Consider the following 18274-nt stretch of genomic DNA (forward strand, 5'->3'; position numbering starts at 1 on the left):
GTGTGTGCGTGGTTTTCCCCTCGTCGCTTCGCGTTTGACCCTGCCAGCCACCCTGAATATCAGCCGTGAGGTTAATGCCCACACTGCTCCCGTCATGCCCTGCGCGATTCACCAGTTTACTGGTCATTAAGGTACCCGTGATAAAGTGATTTTTGCCCTGTTGCTCTGCTTGGGCCGTCGAGGTCACCAGTCCGCCAATGAGTTCGGTATGATCGTTGACCACAATCTGATAGCCCCCGTCACCAGCATAAACGCCTGACGGCTGAATGACGCTTGCGTAATCGGCTTGGATCGTTGAGCGACTCAGGTTTGCACCCCCAGAAGCACCCACCCCCACCGTCAGCTGACCACCTAGGCTCTGTTGTTTGCCCTCATAAGTCGCTGTGTCCTGTACGCTCTCGATGTGAAGTCGCTCAGTGGCGATCTGCACCGTCTCGCCCAACACCTGCGCACCGCGCAAGGTGGTCGTATCCCCTGCCTGTAATGTCGTCAGGCTGGTGCTATCACCAGTCTGTGTCTGGCGGTGCCTGACGCTGTCGGCGTCGCTGTAACCTTTGCCTCGATTGGCACCCGCAGTGATACCCACGGTCGGTGCGCCTTCGCCTAAGCTCATCGCTACCCCAACGTTCCAGCCTGAGGTGCTGTTCTGACTGCGACTGCGCTCGGTTTCTGTGGCCGGCAGCAAGATAATATCGTTCTCAGCCACAAGGTGCGTACCCCCTAAACCCAACACATCTGAACCGATGACACGCAGATGAGAGTCCTCGCCCGCACCGTGCGCGATCACGGTGGCTGTCTTACCCGCCAGCATCTGACTAGGCGCCACCGTATGGCCACTGTGTTGTTGCGATACGTGACTTTTTTGCGAACCAAGGGTTACCGACACACTGGCTTTTTTTGCGGCATCAAGACCAATCGGCTGCCCCTGTAACAGCTCCACGCCCTCATAGAGTCGCCAAGCCCTATTCGCCACCGCCATGGCTTGAGTTCGATGGTTTTTACTCTCGCCAATCGACTCAATCGCATGCTGAATGTTCTTTGCCGCATCCACCACCGGTACACTCGCAGCCACGGTCAGACCACTTTGCTTATCCGTGCGTCGATAGTACTCAGAATACGGTTGCTCACCCGCAGTGATCGTGACAGCTTGGCCAGTGATCAGAACATCGCCTTGGGGTGCTGAGACCGTACTGGCTTCCTGCCTATAACGACGGCCTGCCTGAATCACCGTATCACCAGCTAAACTCCCGACAAGGCTACCACGTAAGGTGCCATCACGTCGGTCATGCTCGATTTCTGTTGATTGTCGACCAATCGTAAAGCCGAGACCACCAGTACCAAAAACACCTGATTTCTTCGTTTTCTCATAGTAATCACTAAACGCATACTCCTTAGCCGCACTAAGGCTAATGTCACCCGCAGCGTGCAACTGCGTGCCGTAATCCGAGATCAGGTCGCTACCCATAATCTGCATGTCTTTACCACTCTGTAGCACGACCTGAGCCGCGGTAAGCTCACTCGCCACGCTCTCATCTCGCTCACTGAACCAATGTGTTTCTTTTGATTTACTGCCCAAGAAGCGACGGTGTTTTGTCACATGGCGCTCATCATGACGCGACTCAGCACGCCCAGCTTCAATCGTGAGGTTATCCTTGGCTGTCACATGCAAGAGACCATGCTCGCTCGTCAGCTCTGCTGCTCGCAGCGTCGCTTGCTCACCGGCGTGCAAATGGATATCTCCAACGGTCTGAATCGCAGTCCCCGTCTCTTGCCAACGTGCTTCTTTAGTGTAATTGCGTGCATCCGCCACGCTGTCTTGACGATACCCCGTCGTTACCGTCCCCAAGCTAAGATCACGGCCCGCAACCAGTTGCGTCTGCCCGTCCTGACCCGTATTGCTCACTAACGCCGCCGTTAAGGTGAGGTCCTGAGCCGCGTCAAGTAATAGCTGCGCTGCGTCGTTGGTTACCTGCACACTGGCTAATCGGTCAATGCCTTGACGCACCCCACTAAAATACGTGCCACGATCACCAGTCACTTCCGCTTCGGTGTGATAAGTGGCACTTTCTAGCATGAGGTCCCTACCCGCACGAAGACTCGCAACCTCAGTCGCATGAACGCTACTACCACTTAAGGTCATATCCCGCTTCGCCGTCAGCCCCACGCGTTTTGCCTGCACTCGGGCCAAGGCCTGATCCATACGGCCCGCTTCAATCGTAACCAACTCTCGACCAGCCACCGTGCCACTGTTCACAAAGCCATCGGTCACGCTCAATTCAACGCGATGGCCTGCCAATAATGCACCGCTATGAGCTAGATCCCCTTGACGTGGTTTCACATACACTCGTGGCACCAGCACCTCTTGCCTTGTCCCATCCGGTAACGTTACTGTCTGCGCCTCTAACCAAACGATATCACTGGTTAAGCGCGACACCTGTGCCGCGGTTAACGCAATCCCTGGCGTTAACTGATGCGCCTTGGCAAAGGTCACGCCCTGCTGCATCAATGCTTTAAACTGCGCTTCGTCATTTTCATAACCGTCTAAAAAGCGCTGACCCGTCAATTGCAGAATTTGTTCATTTAACAATCGCTGCTCGTAGTAACCGTCGCCTAAACGTTTCATCATTCGCGCAGGGTCCGTCGCCAATGCCTGTAACATGTAGTCACTGCTTAGCCATTGGCGATGGTTTGTAAAGGCGGGATCGGTTTCAACTAAATAACTGCCATGTTGAGCATTCACGCGATAAAGACTCGAGTTTGGTAAATGTACTCGTAGCATCTCGCTAAGCGTGCCACCGATGGTTTGAACTTCACCGAGCTCACCTTGGGAACTCAATCGATCCTCCCAAGGCGCTTGATTCGCATCAGGCGCTGGCAGGCGCTCCAAGGAAGGTGCACCAATAGCCTCCGCATTACCCGCAACAACAGTCGATTGTTGCGCTCTCGTTACCACCTCAGCTTGCCTTGCTAAAGGAGTAGGGGTCTCTTTCTGCGTATCAACCCGAGTAAATGCCTGATAGACAGAAACGGGAAGATCAATGGTTTGTACTTCGATGGCTTCAAAAGGTACTATTGGGCCATACTCCCGTTGATGATAACGTCTGAAGCCTCCACGCCAGCGTTCCCAAGCATAACGACTGTTACCTTTATCCTCTATCGTCCGCAGCCCTTTTGCATCAATTTGCTCAATCTCACGCGCATTGACCTTTAAAGCCTGACCGGCCACAATGCGGCTTTTATCATTGCTCAGACGATCGGCATTAATCGTTAAATTACCGCCTGCAATCAAATCCCCAGGCCGCGATGTCACAATCTGGTCCTCAAACACCCTTCGCGTAATCCAGTATTCCGTATAGCGATGCCTAAATTGATGTTGGTACTGCTGATTATAGGAATTAAGTGCGTCATTTAAGGCATGCCAACGTTGACCATCAGTGGCCATCCATGCCTGATAGGCCTGCTCATACTCGGCCTGCTTGTGCTCATGGGTAGACAGCGCTTCTCGGTAAGCATTCCAAGTCTGCTGCGCACTACGACACGTTCTGCGATCATCAGTATCAAAAATAAAAGCGCAACTTGTCGGTTCAGCAACGGTTGGTGCAGAGGGCACCTGTGGTGCGACCGGTTCAGGCACAATACCTGGGGTAATACCGAAATAAGTCCACGCTGGGTTATCGGGCCCATATTTATCAAAATTAGTGAGTTGTGTCGATAAAAAGCAAGTCGCCCCAAAGCGTGGCATGCACGTATTTTTTATCGACCACAACGGCGTCTCACCGGGTATCAACTGCGCATAATCTTCTGGGCCCTTGCTGACAAATTCCGACGCACGACGACTCCATTTACGCTCTTTCAAATCCTTCTTATTCACACGTGTGTCATAGCTATTTGAATCGTGCACGATAAAGTCCATGCGTTCAGGCGTAGCCACTTCGACTCTTTCCAATGCAAATTGAGGATTTTCATTTGCAATCGTCTGCGCATTAAGCTGCATGTCCCCCACCGACTCAATCGTGGCGCCACGATTGAGGAGAAGGCGAGCTTGACCTTCTGCCTGCTGTTGATCATTTAAACGGCGACCAATCGCTAACTCACCCCCACTAAATATCAACCCCTCTGCTTGGTTTTGAAGCGTTTGCACACCGATATCCACCCGCTCACGACCGGCAATCACCGCCGCCTTCGTGGTGCCATCAGTTTGTTTTTCTTCGCGGTTAACTAAGGTCGTTGCTTGTAGTGCCACCATATCACCATAGAGGCGACCGCTACCAATATTATCGATAATGCCAGTGGCCGTCACTCTCGTCAGACCGTGGCTATTTATTAAGCCGAGATTGACCACATCCCCGTCATTGGCAATCACGCTAACCGCCGTCTCACCCAGCAGCTCGCCACTCGCCGTATTATCAATGCGCGCTGCTTGAGCCGTTAAGGTCTGTGCGCTATACACCGTGTCGCGATTCGTAAATTGCCCTAGCGTAGTCAACGATAAATCACCACCCGCTTGTAGGCCACCCGTGTTCGTCAAACTCTCTACCACATCCAAACGCAAGTCGCCCGGCGTCTCCAATCGCGCCTTACTTTGTAGATCACGCGCAACCAAGGTCGTTCCCACAGTCCCTTGAATGATGCCAGTCGCATCTTGCGCGATCACTAAACGACGTTGTGTTGGGGTGTGTGCGGGGTCACGAATTGTCACTGTGTTGGCAGCCAAGATTTCTCCGCCCTCATTCTTCAAGTGGCGACTGGCTTGAATCCGTACATCACGCTTGGCGTGAATCTGGCCCTGCTGATTGTCTACATGAGCCGTTACCACATCAATCGTCTGTTTGGCAACCAATACGCCGTGTTGATTATTGAGTTGAGCATTATCCCTCAGTCGCAAATCGGCTCCTGCTGACACCTGACCACCCTGATTATTTACCGTGGTCGCCTGCAAATGAACGTGCTCATCGGCGACAATCAGTCCCGATTGATTGTGAAGCCTTTGAGCTCCCTGCACGCTAAGACCATTTTGAGCAGATAAGGTACCCCCTTGATTATCCACCAATGCGGAGCTCAACTGCAGCTGTTCCTCCGCTAACAGCGTGCCCTCTTGGTTTCGAATGGCCTCTCGCGCTGTCACCGTCAAATCCTCAGCCGCCACCACATGACTTGCTTGATTGTTCACCGTCTGCGCTTGGATCTGGACCGATTGCTCCCCCACCATCACACTGTCTCGATGATTAAAAGCTTGATTTGCGCTCACACGGATGGTGCCTGCCACAGAACTCGTCTCGGTTACGTCAATCGCTTTCGCCTTCAACGTCAAGCTCTCATCGACTAGCCATTCGCTATGCGTCGCCTCTAAACGCTCCCCGGCATGGAATTCCACGTTCTTAGCCTGCGCTTGAAGCCCATGGAGGCGTAACTGTGTCTCAGCATGATGCCTCAACTGCTCCCCCGCTTGGAGCTGGCTCGTTTCTAAGCTCAGACTGCCGTCCGACAGCAAATCAACCGTATCCTGTCCTGACACCACCGTGTCGTGTAAATTAAGCGCACGATCAGCCGTCACACGCACCGACTTGCCAAGCAGCTGAGACTCTTGATGATGCATCTCCGTTGCGTCCATCACTAGACGGTCTTCTGCTGAAAAAAGCGTGCCTTGCGTCTGTCCCGTCGTCGTCCGAACGGTCAGTGCCTGCCCTGCTGACCATACACCTTGTTTCGTCTCCAGCGCACCGTCAAGCGTTACCAGCGCATCGCCTTTAGCACTGAGCGTGGCATTGCTCGCTGTCAACTGCCCAGCCTGCAAGCGCATGTCCTGATGACTCAGTAACTGCGCACCATCCGCCTGCACCGTTTGTGCCACCTGCAAATTCAAACTGCCCTGCGTTAAAAACAAGCCCTCTTGAGCCGCTAAAGAACCCGCCTCAATAGTAGCCGCCCCATCAGCCACTAACCGTCCAGCCTGATGCTGCAAACCGCCAAGCGCCTTGACCACCAAATCCCCTTGGGAACCAAGTAGTCCACTGGTATTATCCAGTTCTGTTTCAATGTCGACAGTCAACCCTCCTGCGCCTGCCGCTGAGATTATCCCTTGATTGGAATGTAAACGTTGCGCTGTCACGTGCATCGCTTGTTCTGCGAGTAACTGACCCTCACTATTATCCACATCGCCCGTCGTTGAAATACGTAAATCAGACGACGTGCTGATACTCCCTTGACGATTATCAAGTTTCTGAGCAGCAAGTGTGATTGTATTAGGGGAGTAGAGACGCCCTTGACTGTTATCAATTTGACGACTTGTTAATTTTAAATTTTCAACCTCAATCTTGCCGCGGTTCTGCCAATGCGTTCCAGATGTCTGAAGCGAGGCGACCCGAATGTCGCCGTGATTACTAAAGTCCTGATTCACCGCCAGATGGATATCCCCATTCGCTAAAAGCTGCCCACTTTCATTGCTCAGCATGCCTTTAATTTCGATCACACCGCTGGCTAAACTTGGTAGTTTCTTTTGTTCAAACTGAGATGTGCCCGCTGTCTTAGTGTCACTTGAGGGTGTAACGGCAACAGTTGAGCCGGTGTCAGAAACAGCGCCATGAGAAAGCGTTTGCTCGTCAGCAAGCTGTCTTGTCGTGCCTAACTCACCGCGTTGATTCAATTGCCCAGAGGAAATCGTCAGACATTGTGTGCCACTTTGCTCGATGGACGATTGTCGATTAAATAGCTCTTGGGCTTGAATATCCAAACGCGCAGCAACCACCTTGGCGTTATCAGTATTTGTCAATTGCTCAGTGTGCAGTCTTAGCTCATGACGCGCTGTGATTAAACCACTGTTATTTTTAATACGGCCCGCTTTTAAATTAACAGCCTGTGCCGCCATCGTGCCATGGTTTTCAATCGTTTGGCTCGCAACTTGTAACGCGGCAGATGGGTGACCCTCTGATCCAGCAGTGGCAACCATCTCCCCGCGATTTGTTAATTGCCCATCCGCACTTAATTGCAATTTCCCTTGACCAGCAAATAACTGCCCTGAGTTATTAACCCCGACCCCCTTGTCATTACTCACTAATACAATTGAATTAGCATACATGCCGCCTAAATGGCCAACATCAATTGCAATGCTCGCCTTGTCGGCGGAGCGCACTTGCTGGTTTGCCTCATTGGTATTGAGTGATTGCTGGGCGCTGTTTACTTGATGTGCTAAGGTTACCGACTGATTAAGATCAGACCCACTAAAGCTTACCGTTTGTGTACCCGTTGAGACACTTAGGTCATTAGCCCAAATACCACCTTGTATATCAGCGGTCTTGGCAATGAGTTGCGTATAATTGGCGTCCTTGCTATTAAGCCCATCAGCGCCAATCTGTACCGTGCCCTGAGTAACTGACATCCCAGTCAATTGGCCTTGTGCGTTTAATTGCACTTGGCCTGTGGCTAGGGTGACGCCCTGTGCGTTAATAAAGCCTGCGCCATTGACTGCAATGCCTGCTGGGTTAGCAATCACCACCTCGGCGCGACGACCCGCCACCTCGGTAAACCCATGTAAGTGGCTCGGCTCTCGACTATTGACCTGATTCACAATCACCTTGGCTTCACCACGCGCCAAATGTGGGTTACCCTGAACCCAACCGGCCAACTGGGTTGATACCGCTTGGCGACTATTATTTAAAATAACCCCTTGGCGCGCAATATCAAACTGACTGTACTGGTTAACCGACACCCCGGCCTTCGTGGGGGTCTGAATATTGACTTGTGGCAGACCATTTGCTGTTTGCAAAATTGTCGCTTGCTGATGCTTTGCCGCTGACTTATCCGCACGAATCTGGGCTAGCGCCTCGTGACTCATTGAGACAGCACTTAGGGCCAATAAGACACTAAATGTCAGTGCTCTAACCGGAACATACGTACAAATGGGTAACGTTGGCTTCGAACCTTGTTCTCTTGATGCCTTACCGTTGCGGCTGGCAATATCGCTCACCACCATTAATTGACCACGTGTTTTATTAAAAATAATGTGATAAAAAGACTGATTCATATGTATCTTGTTACGCCGTCAATTCAAACCGCGCCATTCTATTAAGTGAGATTAATACACTGTCTAATAAGAAAAATTTAAGCTAAATCCAATCACTACACGCTTCGTTTTAAAGCCTGACGGTTTTTTAATCGGTGTACCGACAAAGAAGTCGTAGTACCCTTGCGGGTTGCTATGAGGTGATGAGCCAAAAGTCAGCTGCCCACGTAAACCAATCACTGCCCCTGCCAAGGTTTGTCCTAGTAAGTAAGATGATGATGGGCCACTTACTCGACCCACGTCGGCGCCCACATAGACTTGATGATTGGGTCGATATTGCCAAGCCACGTCATTACGCCAATACCAACCGCGCTCAGCCATCAAATACAGCTCTCCATCAAAGCCGCGTACGCTATAACGCCCCCCGATCGCCAATTGATCTTGAGTAACGAGTGGGCTCTTATGCCACTGCGCATGGACACGACTATCCCAGACTAAACTTTCTTGACCCAAAGTGAATGGCATAGACCAATTCACGTCGGTGGTTAGCACACGCATGCGTGAGGTGCCTTCACCAAACAAGTGCTCAGCAGGCTGCTCACTATTGAATATGCCCGTGCCTCGACGGTAGGACAAATCAAGCCCTAAGGTATTGGCTCCTATGAATTCCTTATGAGAAACCGATGCTTGCCACCCGCCCATTTTTTTGCGTTGCACATCAATTTCGGCATCCGCAATGTAATTATTTGAACGACGTTGCCATAACTTAAAACTAGCTTGCGTTTTACGTCGTTGATCTCGGTATAAGGTGCGACTCACACCTAATTCACGATTTAAACTGCGTCCGTTATAGTCATAATGCTCATAAGCGCCAGCCACCGCCTGATGGTATCGATAGTAACTTTGATTATAAAAAAACTGCCAATAACCCCAAGGTATCGAGTAATGCAAAGAGTAACTGTCAGTTCGCCCTTTAGTTCGATGGCCATCGTCATCACGAAGGCTCAACCTATCACCTAGGCTACGGTTATATGACACATAAAACAAATCACTTAAACCCAAGAGACCATCGCCTGAGAAAGTGGTGGTGCCTATATAACGTCCAGTCTGTCGACTACCCGAATTATCAAAGCCCATACTGAGTCGAAATGGCACATGACGCTGCTGCCAATCCACATGCACATCACTGTACTGCGCCCTGTCTGCCGCTTCGATCCGTATGGATGTTTGCGCTGTAGGTAGACGTCGATAATTTTCTAGGCCTTGCTCAATATCGCGTAAATTAAACACCTCGCCGCGTCGGACTGGCATCTCATTTTGCAGCCATCGCATACGAGCATGTCCAAACCCTTGCGCACCGTCAGGACTAAGAATAACCTCCCCCACATAACCTGAGATAAGTGTTAGTCTTAGATGCCCCTGACTTAAGTCTTGCGCTTCAAGCACCACACGACTTGTGGTATAGCCACGATCAATTAAGGCATTTTGCGCATAGACACTTAAGAGCTCAATACCTTGAACGCCAACACATTGCCCCTCTTTAAACCCTGCGCGAGTTATTGCAGCCTCTAAAGCAAATTGAAAACGACTGGCCTCTTGGCCCTCCAAACTTAAGCTCTTGATCGGAAAGCATGGCGATTCCTCACCGATCGCTGCCAAGGTACGGAAAGACGGCTCCTCTAACTCAGGACCGACTAAACGCACATCGTCTTGGGATTGACGTGTTGCCTGCTGCAACGCCTCGCGTTGTTGCTGACGTTGCTCTTCAAATTGAGCCTCATTTGGGGAGGACACAACAGAACCAGATTGCGCCAAAGCGTTCGACATAAAAAAAGCCGACAGCCCAGCGACTATCGACCCACGTAAAAACAGAGAACTAACGACAACCAACGGATTTTCCTTATTCACTTTACGGGCTTAAATTAAGCAAACATCATAGACAAGTAATATGTAAAACTTATTAAATGGCAAATGATAGCTGCGAAAACCAACTTAACTATTAAAAATGGCAAACTCAAGCCTTGCTCTCGCTCTAACCCTAAAGTATGAGTCAATAACATTGATTTAAACACGCATTAATGGCGCATCTTTTACTTATGCAAATCAATAACTAAGCTATACCAAGGTTTAAATGCCATCTCTCATTTTATTGCCAACATGCAGCCTAAACCAATATTCTCTTTTTAATCTTATTATTGCTTACTGCAAAATGAGCACGTGCTTTATATGTTCAGTTCACTTATATTCAAGCCGTCTTAACCTGTCTCGCCACATAATTCGTCGGTCTATTTCCATGATAAATCCGACCCTGAGCATGCAAACGCCACCACGTCATAGCCGCCACTAAAATACCAAAGGTTTCAACCGCCCCCGCTGGCACCCACATAATCAAACCACCCCAGCCCTGATCCTGTACTGCTGAGATCGGAATAGCACGACCACAAATTTCAAACAAGGGATATAAATCGGTCGAGGTAAAAGCAATATAAGCACCTGCCACAATTTGCGGCGCCATGGTAAAAACAGGTGATAGCACACGCTCCAACGGTGACATCACCGCAGGACTACCAGGCAAGGTACGTTTTTGCCACCACCTACCCAAACTGCTTTTAGCCGTAATGACTGGTGGATGGTACGGCCGTCTATCCACAATCAAATTCCAATATAGAAGACCACTCACTACCACCGACCAGTTCATAAAACGATAGATATTGACATTTAACATCGAGTAAAACTGAATGGTCGGGAGCAACCAAATAATCACTAAAAAGACAAACAAAGAAGGGATAAAGAGTTTATGGGTGAGCCAATAGATCAACGCCTGACCAAAGGCGGTTTGATTAAAACGCTGAAGCTGTTGACGCATACCACGCGTCATGCCAGCGCGCATAACTTGACCTGGATAAGACAGCATAATCATCAGCGGCGCCAAGTGGTGTAATACCAAATGCTGCGCACGGTGAATAAAAAACACGCGCTCAGCATAGTAATCCACATGAGTATGCATCGAAAGATACAATAACACCCATCCCGACCAAAATAAAATCTGGCGAGATGCATTGATGTGCTTCCTGCGGCTTCCTATAAAAAACAAATAAGCCGAAAGCAAAAAACAAATAATTAAGGTCGGAGAAAATTCCCACGGCCTTAGCCAGTGAGCGAGTGTTAAGTTCATATTAAGAAGAAAAAGCGTTTACTACCATCTTTGTGATGTGAATGAGCGTTATAATGCTCCATCGATTTTACAACAAAATACTAATTTCCGTAATATTATTAAGCAGTTATGCAGATTGGTCCTTGGCAACTCCCCAATAATGTCTTTGTTGCACCGATGGCAGGTGTAACCGACAGACCTTTTAGGCGTCTTTGTAAACGCCTAGGGGCTGGTCATGCTGTGTCAGAAATGGCCGCGAGCAATCCCGAGTTGTGGAATACCATTAAAACAGCCAGACGCTTAGATCACCGTGGCGAGGTCGATCCCATTGCAGTACAAATCCTCGGTGCTGATCCTGAGATGATGGCACAAGCCGCCGTTTTTAATATTGAAAAAGGCGCCAAAATTATTGACATCAATATGGGCTGCCCCGCTAAAAAAGTCTGTAAGGTTGCCACCGGCTCTGCCCTATTACGTGACGAGGCACTGGTAGCACGCATACTTGAGGCCGTGCTGAGTGCCTGTCAACCTTATGAGGTACCGGTGACACTTAAGATCCGCACCGGTTGGGATGCTCAAAGCATTAATGCACCGACAATTGCCAAACTCGCCGAAAGCATCGGCATCAGCGCATTAACCATTCATGGTCGCACACGCTGTGACTTTTACCAAGGTCAAGCAGAGTATAAAACCATCGCTGCAGTGAAAAAAATTGTCAAAATACCTATAATAGCTAATGGTGATATTGATAGCCCTCAAAAGGCTAAGCAAGTGCTAGACTATACGGGAGCGGATGCCATTATGATTGGCCGCGCAGCCCAAGGCAACCCATGGATCTTCAGAGAAATTGCCCATTACTTAAGTAGCGGCAACTTGCTACCGCCCCCTACGCTCAAGGAGATGAAGGAGGTGCTCTTAGCGCATCTTGAGGAGCATTATCATTTTTACGGTGCACATACCGGTGTGCGCACTGCACGTAAGCATATCGGCTGGTATTTAAGTCGTTTCTCCGGCAGTGACACCCTACGTCGCCATTTAAATACGATCGAGTCTTGTCAACAGCAGAGCCAGGTGTTGGCTGATTGGTTTGAGCAACAAGCTGAGCTTGAACTAAGTGCTTAAGCCTCGATCACTCCAATGGTCATAACAAATAATCAGCTAATAACAATAGATTTTTCATCATGAATAAGCAGACCCAGACCCCACCATTGCATGATTGCGTGCGCGCTCATTTGGAGGCTTATTTCAACACCTTAGGAGACGAGGCGGAAGCCAGTCAGATCTGGAATATGGTCATGCAGTGCGTTGAAAAAGCCACGCTCGAAATGGTGATGGAAAAAAGCCAGTTTAACCAATCCAAAGCAGCGGAGATGTTAGGCATTACGCGCAACACCTTACGCAAAAAACTTCTTACCTACGACATTATTAATTAAACGACTATGAAACAAATCACTGCACTTCTTTCGGTATCCGACAAAACAGGTATTGTTGATTTCGCCAAAGCGTTAGCGGCACGGGGCGTAAAGCTTTTATCCACTGGCGGTACCGCCAAACTCCTCAAGGACGAGGGACTACGCGTGACTGAAGTGGCCGAGTACACCAACTCGCCCGAGATTTTGGACGGTCGCGTCAAGACTTTACACCCTAAGGTTCACGGCGGTTTATTGGCACGTCGTGATGATGAAAATCATCTACGTACCATTGCCGAGCATGGGATTGATACCATCGATCTCTTGGTGGTAAATTTATATCCTTTCCAGCAGACCATTGCCAAAGCTGACTGCACCTTTGCTGATGCGGTGGAAAATATTGATATCGGTGGCCCCGCCATGCTACGTGCGGCAGCGAAGAACCACGGCACAGAAAAAGGCGGCGTCACAGTGATTATCGATCCTAGTGACTATGCTGAGGTGTTGGAGGAATTAGACCAAAAGGGCGAGACTTCCTATGCTTTACGCTTACGCTTAGCGACCAAGGTTTATGCCCATACCGCTGCCTATGACGGCGCCATCGCAGCCTACCTTAGCAGCTTAGAAGCGGCTGAACCGGCACAACATGAGACCCCAGCGCAAAGCACATGGCCGGGTATTATCACGGTGCAAATGAAGCAGCAACAAGCCATGCGCTACGGTGAGAATCCACATCAAAGCGCTGCTTTCTACATCGACACGAATACCCGCGCCGCCGGACTACTGAGTACGTACAAGCAGCATCAGGGTAAAGAGCTTTCTTATAATAATATCGCCGATGCCGATGCGGCTTGGGAATGTGTACGCTCCTTTAAAGTACCCGCTTGTGTGATTGTTAAGCACGCTAACCCTTGTGGTGTGGCAATGGCCGAAGGTCCTTTACAAGCCTATCAAAAAGCCTTTAAAACCGACCCGACTTCTGCCTTTGGCGGCATTATCGCCTTTAACCGTGAGGTTGATTTAGCTACGGCCCAAGCGGTGAGTGAGCAATTCTTGGAGGTTTTATTAGCGCCAGCATATAGCAAGGATGCCTTAGCATTTTTAACGAATAAGAAAAATGTGCGCGTCTTGGAAATCCCTGCCGGCGACGGTCGTAACGCCTTTGATGCAAAACGTGTAGGCGGTGGTTGGTTAATTCAAGATCCGGATTTAACCCCTCTAGATCCAACCCAAATTGAAGTGGTCACCAAAAAACAACCGACTGAGAAGCAGATGAAGGATCTGTTATTTGCGTGGCAGGTAGCGCACTTTGTGAAGTCGAATGCCATTGTCTTCTGCGCTGATGGTATGACCATGGGCGTAGGTGCTGGTCAAATGAGCCGCTTAGACTCATCACGTATTGCAGCGATTAAAGCAGACGCTAATGGTTTAAGCTTAAAGGACACAGCGGTTGCGTCGGATGCTTTCTTCCCCTTCCGTGACGGTTTGGATGTGGTGGTTGAGGCCGGTGCCAATTGCGTGATTCAGCCGGGCGGTAGTATTCGTGATGATGAAGTCATTGCGGCCGCAGATGAGCACGGTATTGCCATGGTCTTTACCAAAATGCGCCACTTCCGCCACTAAGCAGCAGGGCAGAGGATGGTTAAAACTCAATGAGAATTTTGGGCGTTGACCCGGGACTTCGTAAAACCGGCTTTGGCATTATTGACTACCAGGATGCTAAGCTCAGTTATGTGGCTAGCGGCACCATTGTGGTGCCCACCGAAGCTGCACTTTACGAAAGACTACGGGCTATTGGCGACCACTTAGTTGAGGTGATTGACACTTACCAGCCCAATGTGGCGGTTATTGAAAAGGTCTTTCTCAATACCAATCCTCAATCCACCCTCTTACTCGGACACGCACGCGGTGCAGCCATGCTGAGCCTAGCGCAAAAGGGCTTAGCCGTGTCCGAGTACACCGCATTACAAATTAAAAAGGCCGTGGTCGGTCGTGGTCATGCTCACAAGGAGCAAGTACAAGCCATGGTGCAGTATATTCTAAAACTATCGGCACAACCTGCACCCGACCCCGCCGATGCCTTGGCTTGTGCCATTTGCCACGCCCATGCGGGCGCACTCTCGCACACATTACAAGCACATAAAAAAAGCTCGTTAACTGTTAAGCACCGTATTCGTCACGGTCGTTTAATTGGCTAGTTCAATACTCGGAGTACGATATGATTGGTCGTTTACGCGGCAAAGTAATTGAAAAATCCCCTCCCCTGATTTGCGTTGATGTCAATGGCATTGGCTACGATGTCTTTGTGCCAATGAATAATCTGTACGATTTACCGGCGCTAGGCGAAGAGATTGAACTTTACACCCATTTTGTGGTGCGAGAAGATGCGCAACAACTGTATGGCTTTTTGCAGGACGCCGAGCGTCAAACCTTTAGAACCCTAATTAAAATTAGCGGTATTGGTCCACGCACGGGCTTAGCGATTTTATCTGGGATCAGTGCTGAGCAATTAGCGATTGCAGTGGCTGAGGACGATCTGTCTTTACTCTGTAAAATACCGGGTATCGGTAAAAAAACCGCTGAGCGCATGGTCTTGGAATTACGTGGTAAATTAGGTGCATTACCTTCAGCCACAGCGACTAATAGCCCAGCACAACAACGGCAGGACATTGCCAATGCCCTTATGGCACTGGGTTACTCCGAGCGCGAATTACACAAGGTGTTGCAAGCACTAGCGCCTGAGATTGAAGTTGCCGAAGGTATCCGACAAGCGCTAAAGCTTTTGTCCAAGTAATTGATCGATAGGGTGATTATGGCGATATTTTCCGATAATTTAAGCACGCAAACAGAGGCTGATACACGGCTAGTCTCAGGCCATGCCACCTCCGGTGCAGAGGAATCGGTGGAGCGTGCCTTACGGCCTAAGCGCCTAGCCGATTACACCGGTCAGACTCGTGCCCGTGAGCAGTTGGAAATCTTTATTGAAGCCACTAAGCGACGCGGTGAGTCACTTGATCACGTGCTACTATTTGGCCCGCCCGGCTTGGGAAAAACGACTTTAGCCCATATTATCGCGCATGAGATGGGCTCGCAAATGCATCAGACCTCAGGGCCGGTGCTGGAGCGCGCTGGCGACCTTGCCGCCCTGCTGACCAATCTCAATAAAAACGATGTGCTGTTTATTGATGAAATTCATCGTCTTTCACCAGTGGTTGAGGAGATTCTCTACCCGGCGATGGAGGACTTTCAGATTGATATTTTAATCGGTGAGGGCCCAGCGGCACGCAGTGTCAAAATCGATCTGCAGCCCTTTACCCTGGTCGGCGCCACCACACGAGCCGGTATGCTGACCAATCCGCTACGCGATCGTTTCGGTATTACACAACGTTTGGAGTTTTATACCAGCCAGGAGCTGCAGCAGATTATCACGCGCAGTGCCCATTTACTCAATGCCGCCATCGCACCTGAAGGAAGTTTGGAAATTGCCAAGCGGGCGCGGGGCACGCCACGTATTGCCAATCGCCTCTTAAGACGTATCCGTGATTATGCGGATATTCGCAATAACGGTCTCATTGATGCCGCCACCGCCAGCGCCGGCTTAGCTATGTTGGAAGTGGATCCCGAGGGCCTGGATCTGATGGATAGAAAGCTCCTTGAGACCATCATTCATAAGTTTAACGGCGGCCCGGTCGGGGTGGATAACCTGGCCGCAGCCATTGGCGAAGAGCGCGATACCATTGAGGATGTGATTGAGCCCTATTTAATTCAAAATGGCTATTTACAACGCACCACTCGTGGTCGTATTGCCACCGCCATTGCCTGGCAGCACCTGGGCTTAAAAGCACCAAGCACCCTCGGCGCAGCGGATGATGAGGCACCAAGCCTATTTTAAGAGGGCTAAAATTGCCTCACCGTACTGACTGATTTTCTTATCACCAATACCTTCAATTTGGGCTAAATCGGCTTGCGTTTGAGGCTGCTTCATCACGATCTGATAGAGTGTAATGTCTTTAAAGATAACGTAGGCCGGCACCCCATTATTTTTCGCTTCTTGTAAGCGCCATGTTTTTAATGCCTCAAATAGCCTTGTCTCAGCCGGCCCTAAATCAAATAGCGGTCTATTCTGAACCGGCATTTGATTATTGGAATATGCTTTACTGAGTGGCGGGATTTTTCTTAGCCAAATCTTCTTCTTGGCAAACAATAAATCCTCACTTTTTTTAGTTAAGCTATAGGTATTTCTAAAGCCTTCAGAGTGCATATCCAAATAGGCTGCAGCTAGCAACTGACGAATCAGCCCACGCCATTGAGCCTCATCCAATTCACGGCCAATGCCAAAGACAGTTAGGGCATCATGCCCCTGCTGCATCACACGAGCGGTCTTTTTACCATGCAGAATATCCACCAAATGCTTCGCCCCGCTATACTCCCCATACTCATGCTGCAATCGGTAAATGGTTGATAACAACTTTTGAGCAGCAACCGTCGCATCCCACAAGACCGGTGGCTCTAAACAAATATCACAATTACCGCAAGCTGCAGCCGTCTCACCAAAATAGGCTAATAAACGCTGACGCCGACAAGACGTGGCCTCACAAAAAGCCAACATAGCATTTAAGGCATCCATAGATCGCTGCTTAAACGCCGCATCCCCTTGAGAAGACTCAATTAATTTACGTTGCTGCATCACGTCTTGTAAGCCGTAGGCTAACCAAGCCGTGGCTGGCAAGCCATCACGCCCAGCGCGCCCGGTTTCTTGATAATAGGCCTCAATCGAGCGGGGCATGTCGATATGCGCAACAAAACGCACATCCGGCTTATTAATCCCCATACCAAAGGCAATGGTTGACACCATCACCACGCCGTCTTCTTGTTGGAAGATGCGCTGATTTTCATAACGCACTTCAGCGCTCAGACCCGCATGATACGGTAAGGCTCGGATACCAGCTTGCTTTAAAAATGCGGCCACTGCTTCACTTTTCTGGCGCGATAGGCAGTACACAATGCCCGATTCACCTGCATGCCGCTGATTGATAAAGCTGAGTAACTGCTGCCTTTCTTTAGTTTTTTCTACCAGCTCGTAACGAATATTGGGGCGGTCAAAACTGCTAATAAACTGCTTCGCACCTTGTAATTGCAAGCGCTCAACAATTTCCTGACGCGTTAACTCCGTGGCGGTGGCTGTTAAAGCGACTCTCGGTGTGCTAGGCCAACGTGCAGGCAAAATCGACAAGTCCAAATACGCTGGTCGAAAATCATGGCCCCATTGCGATACGCAATGCGCTTCATCAATCGCAAAGAGCGCGATTTGCAAACTATCGAGTAGACGTAAAAAACGTGGATTATCAAAACGCTCCGGGGCCACATATAAAAACTTAACCTCACCCCGAGCAACGGCCGCTTCCGCAGCACGCATTTCATCCCAGTCCATCCCCGCATGTAAACTGAGGGCTGACAAACCAAGCGCCCGTAAGCCATCAATCTGATCGTGCATCAAGGCCACCAAGGGCGATACCACCACCGCAACGCCAGGTCGCAACAATGCGGGAATTTGGTAGCAAAGTGACTTACCAGCGCCAGTCGGCATTAAAATCAAGGCATCCTCACCTTGCGTTAGATGCGCTACAATCGCCTCTTGCTCACTACGAAATTCATCATAACCAAATACATGCCGCAACACTTCTTTGGCTGATAGCAAATCACTCTGCATTA

General features: G+C 49.8%; 10 protein-coding genes. 6 read left to right on the plus strand and 4 right to left on the minus strand.

Annotated features, from left to right (window positions below):
* The 3 genes from HMPREF3179_RS05770 to HMPREF3179_RS05780 form a co-directional block, all read right to left on the minus strand.
* Positions 1 to 8020 (minus strand): two-partner secretion domain-containing protein (locus tag HMPREF3179_RS05770; protein WP_141743446.1); only part of this gene is annotated, 8020 nt, incomplete at its 3' end.
* A gap of 63 nt (positions 8021 to 8083) precedes the next feature.
* Entirely contained in the window at positions 8084 to 9826 is a 1743-nt protein-coding gene (locus HMPREF3179_RS05775) for a ShlB/FhaC/HecB family hemolysin secretion/activation protein (protein ID WP_083290701.1), read from the minus strand.
* A gap of 418 nt (positions 9827 to 10244) precedes the next feature.
* On the minus strand, positions 10245 to 11174 hold the full coding sequence (locus HMPREF3179_RS05780) for a cytochrome c oxidase assembly protein (RefSeq protein WP_070470015.1): 930 nt from the start codon (positions 11172 to 11174) through the stop codon (positions 10245 to 10247).
* 108 nt (positions 11175 to 11282) lie between these two features.
* Between HMPREF3179_RS05780 and dusB the strand changes: the two genes are divergently transcribed.
* From dusB to ruvB, 6 genes are read left to right on the plus strand one after another with little or no spacing between them, the layout of a single operon-like run.
* A complete protein-coding gene (gene dusB, locus HMPREF3179_RS05785) occupies positions 11283 to 12275 on the plus strand; it encodes a tRNA dihydrouridine synthase DusB (RefSeq protein ID WP_036558076.1) in 993 nt (330 codons plus the stop codon).
* Positions 12276 to 12334: 59 nt separating this feature from the next.
* A complete protein-coding gene (locus HMPREF3179_RS05790; protein WP_018025814.1) occupies positions 12335 to 12586 on the plus strand; it encodes a helix-turn-helix domain-containing protein in 252 nt (83 codons plus the stop codon).
* Between the two features lie 6 nt (positions 12587 to 12592).
* Complete coding sequence (gene purH, locus HMPREF3179_RS05795; protein WP_070470017.1) at positions 12593 to 14185, plus strand: bifunctional phosphoribosylaminoimidazolecarboxamide formyltransferase/IMP cyclohydrolase; 1593 nt, start codon at positions 12593 to 12595, stop codon at positions 14183 to 14185.
* A gap of 29 nt (positions 14186 to 14214) precedes the next feature.
* On the plus strand, positions 14215 to 14760 hold the full coding sequence (gene ruvC, locus HMPREF3179_RS05800; RefSeq protein WP_070470018.1) for a crossover junction endodeoxyribonuclease RuvC: 546 nt from the start codon (positions 14215 to 14217) through the stop codon (positions 14758 to 14760).
* 20 nt (positions 14761 to 14780) lie between these two features.
* Positions 14781 to 15356 (plus strand): Holliday junction branch migration protein RuvA, encoded by a 576-nt coding sequence (ruvA, locus tag HMPREF3179_RS05805; protein WP_036558068.1) that lies wholly within the window; start codon positions 14781 to 14783, stop codon positions 15354 to 15356.
* Between the two features lie 18 nt (positions 15357 to 15374).
* The gene (ruvB, locus tag HMPREF3179_RS05810) at positions 15375 to 16454 is read left to right on the plus strand and encodes a Holliday junction branch migration DNA helicase RuvB (protein WP_070470020.1); all 1080 of its coding nucleotides are present in this window, start codon (positions 15375 to 15377) and stop codon (positions 16452 to 16454) included.
* Here ruvB and recQ read toward each other — a convergent pair.
* A complete protein-coding gene (gene recQ / locus HMPREF3179_RS05815) occupies positions 16446 to 18272 on the minus strand; it encodes a DNA helicase RecQ (protein WP_070470022.1) in 1827 nt (608 codons plus the stop codon). The two genes, ruvB and recQ, sit on opposite strands and share 9 nt — an antisense overlap.
* Positions 18273 to 18274 lie beyond the last annotated feature (2 nt).

Source organism: Oligella sp. HMSC09E12 (assembly GCF_001808505.1).
GTDB lineage: Bacteria > Pseudomonadota > Gammaproteobacteria > Burkholderiales > Burkholderiaceae_B > Oligella > Oligella urethralis.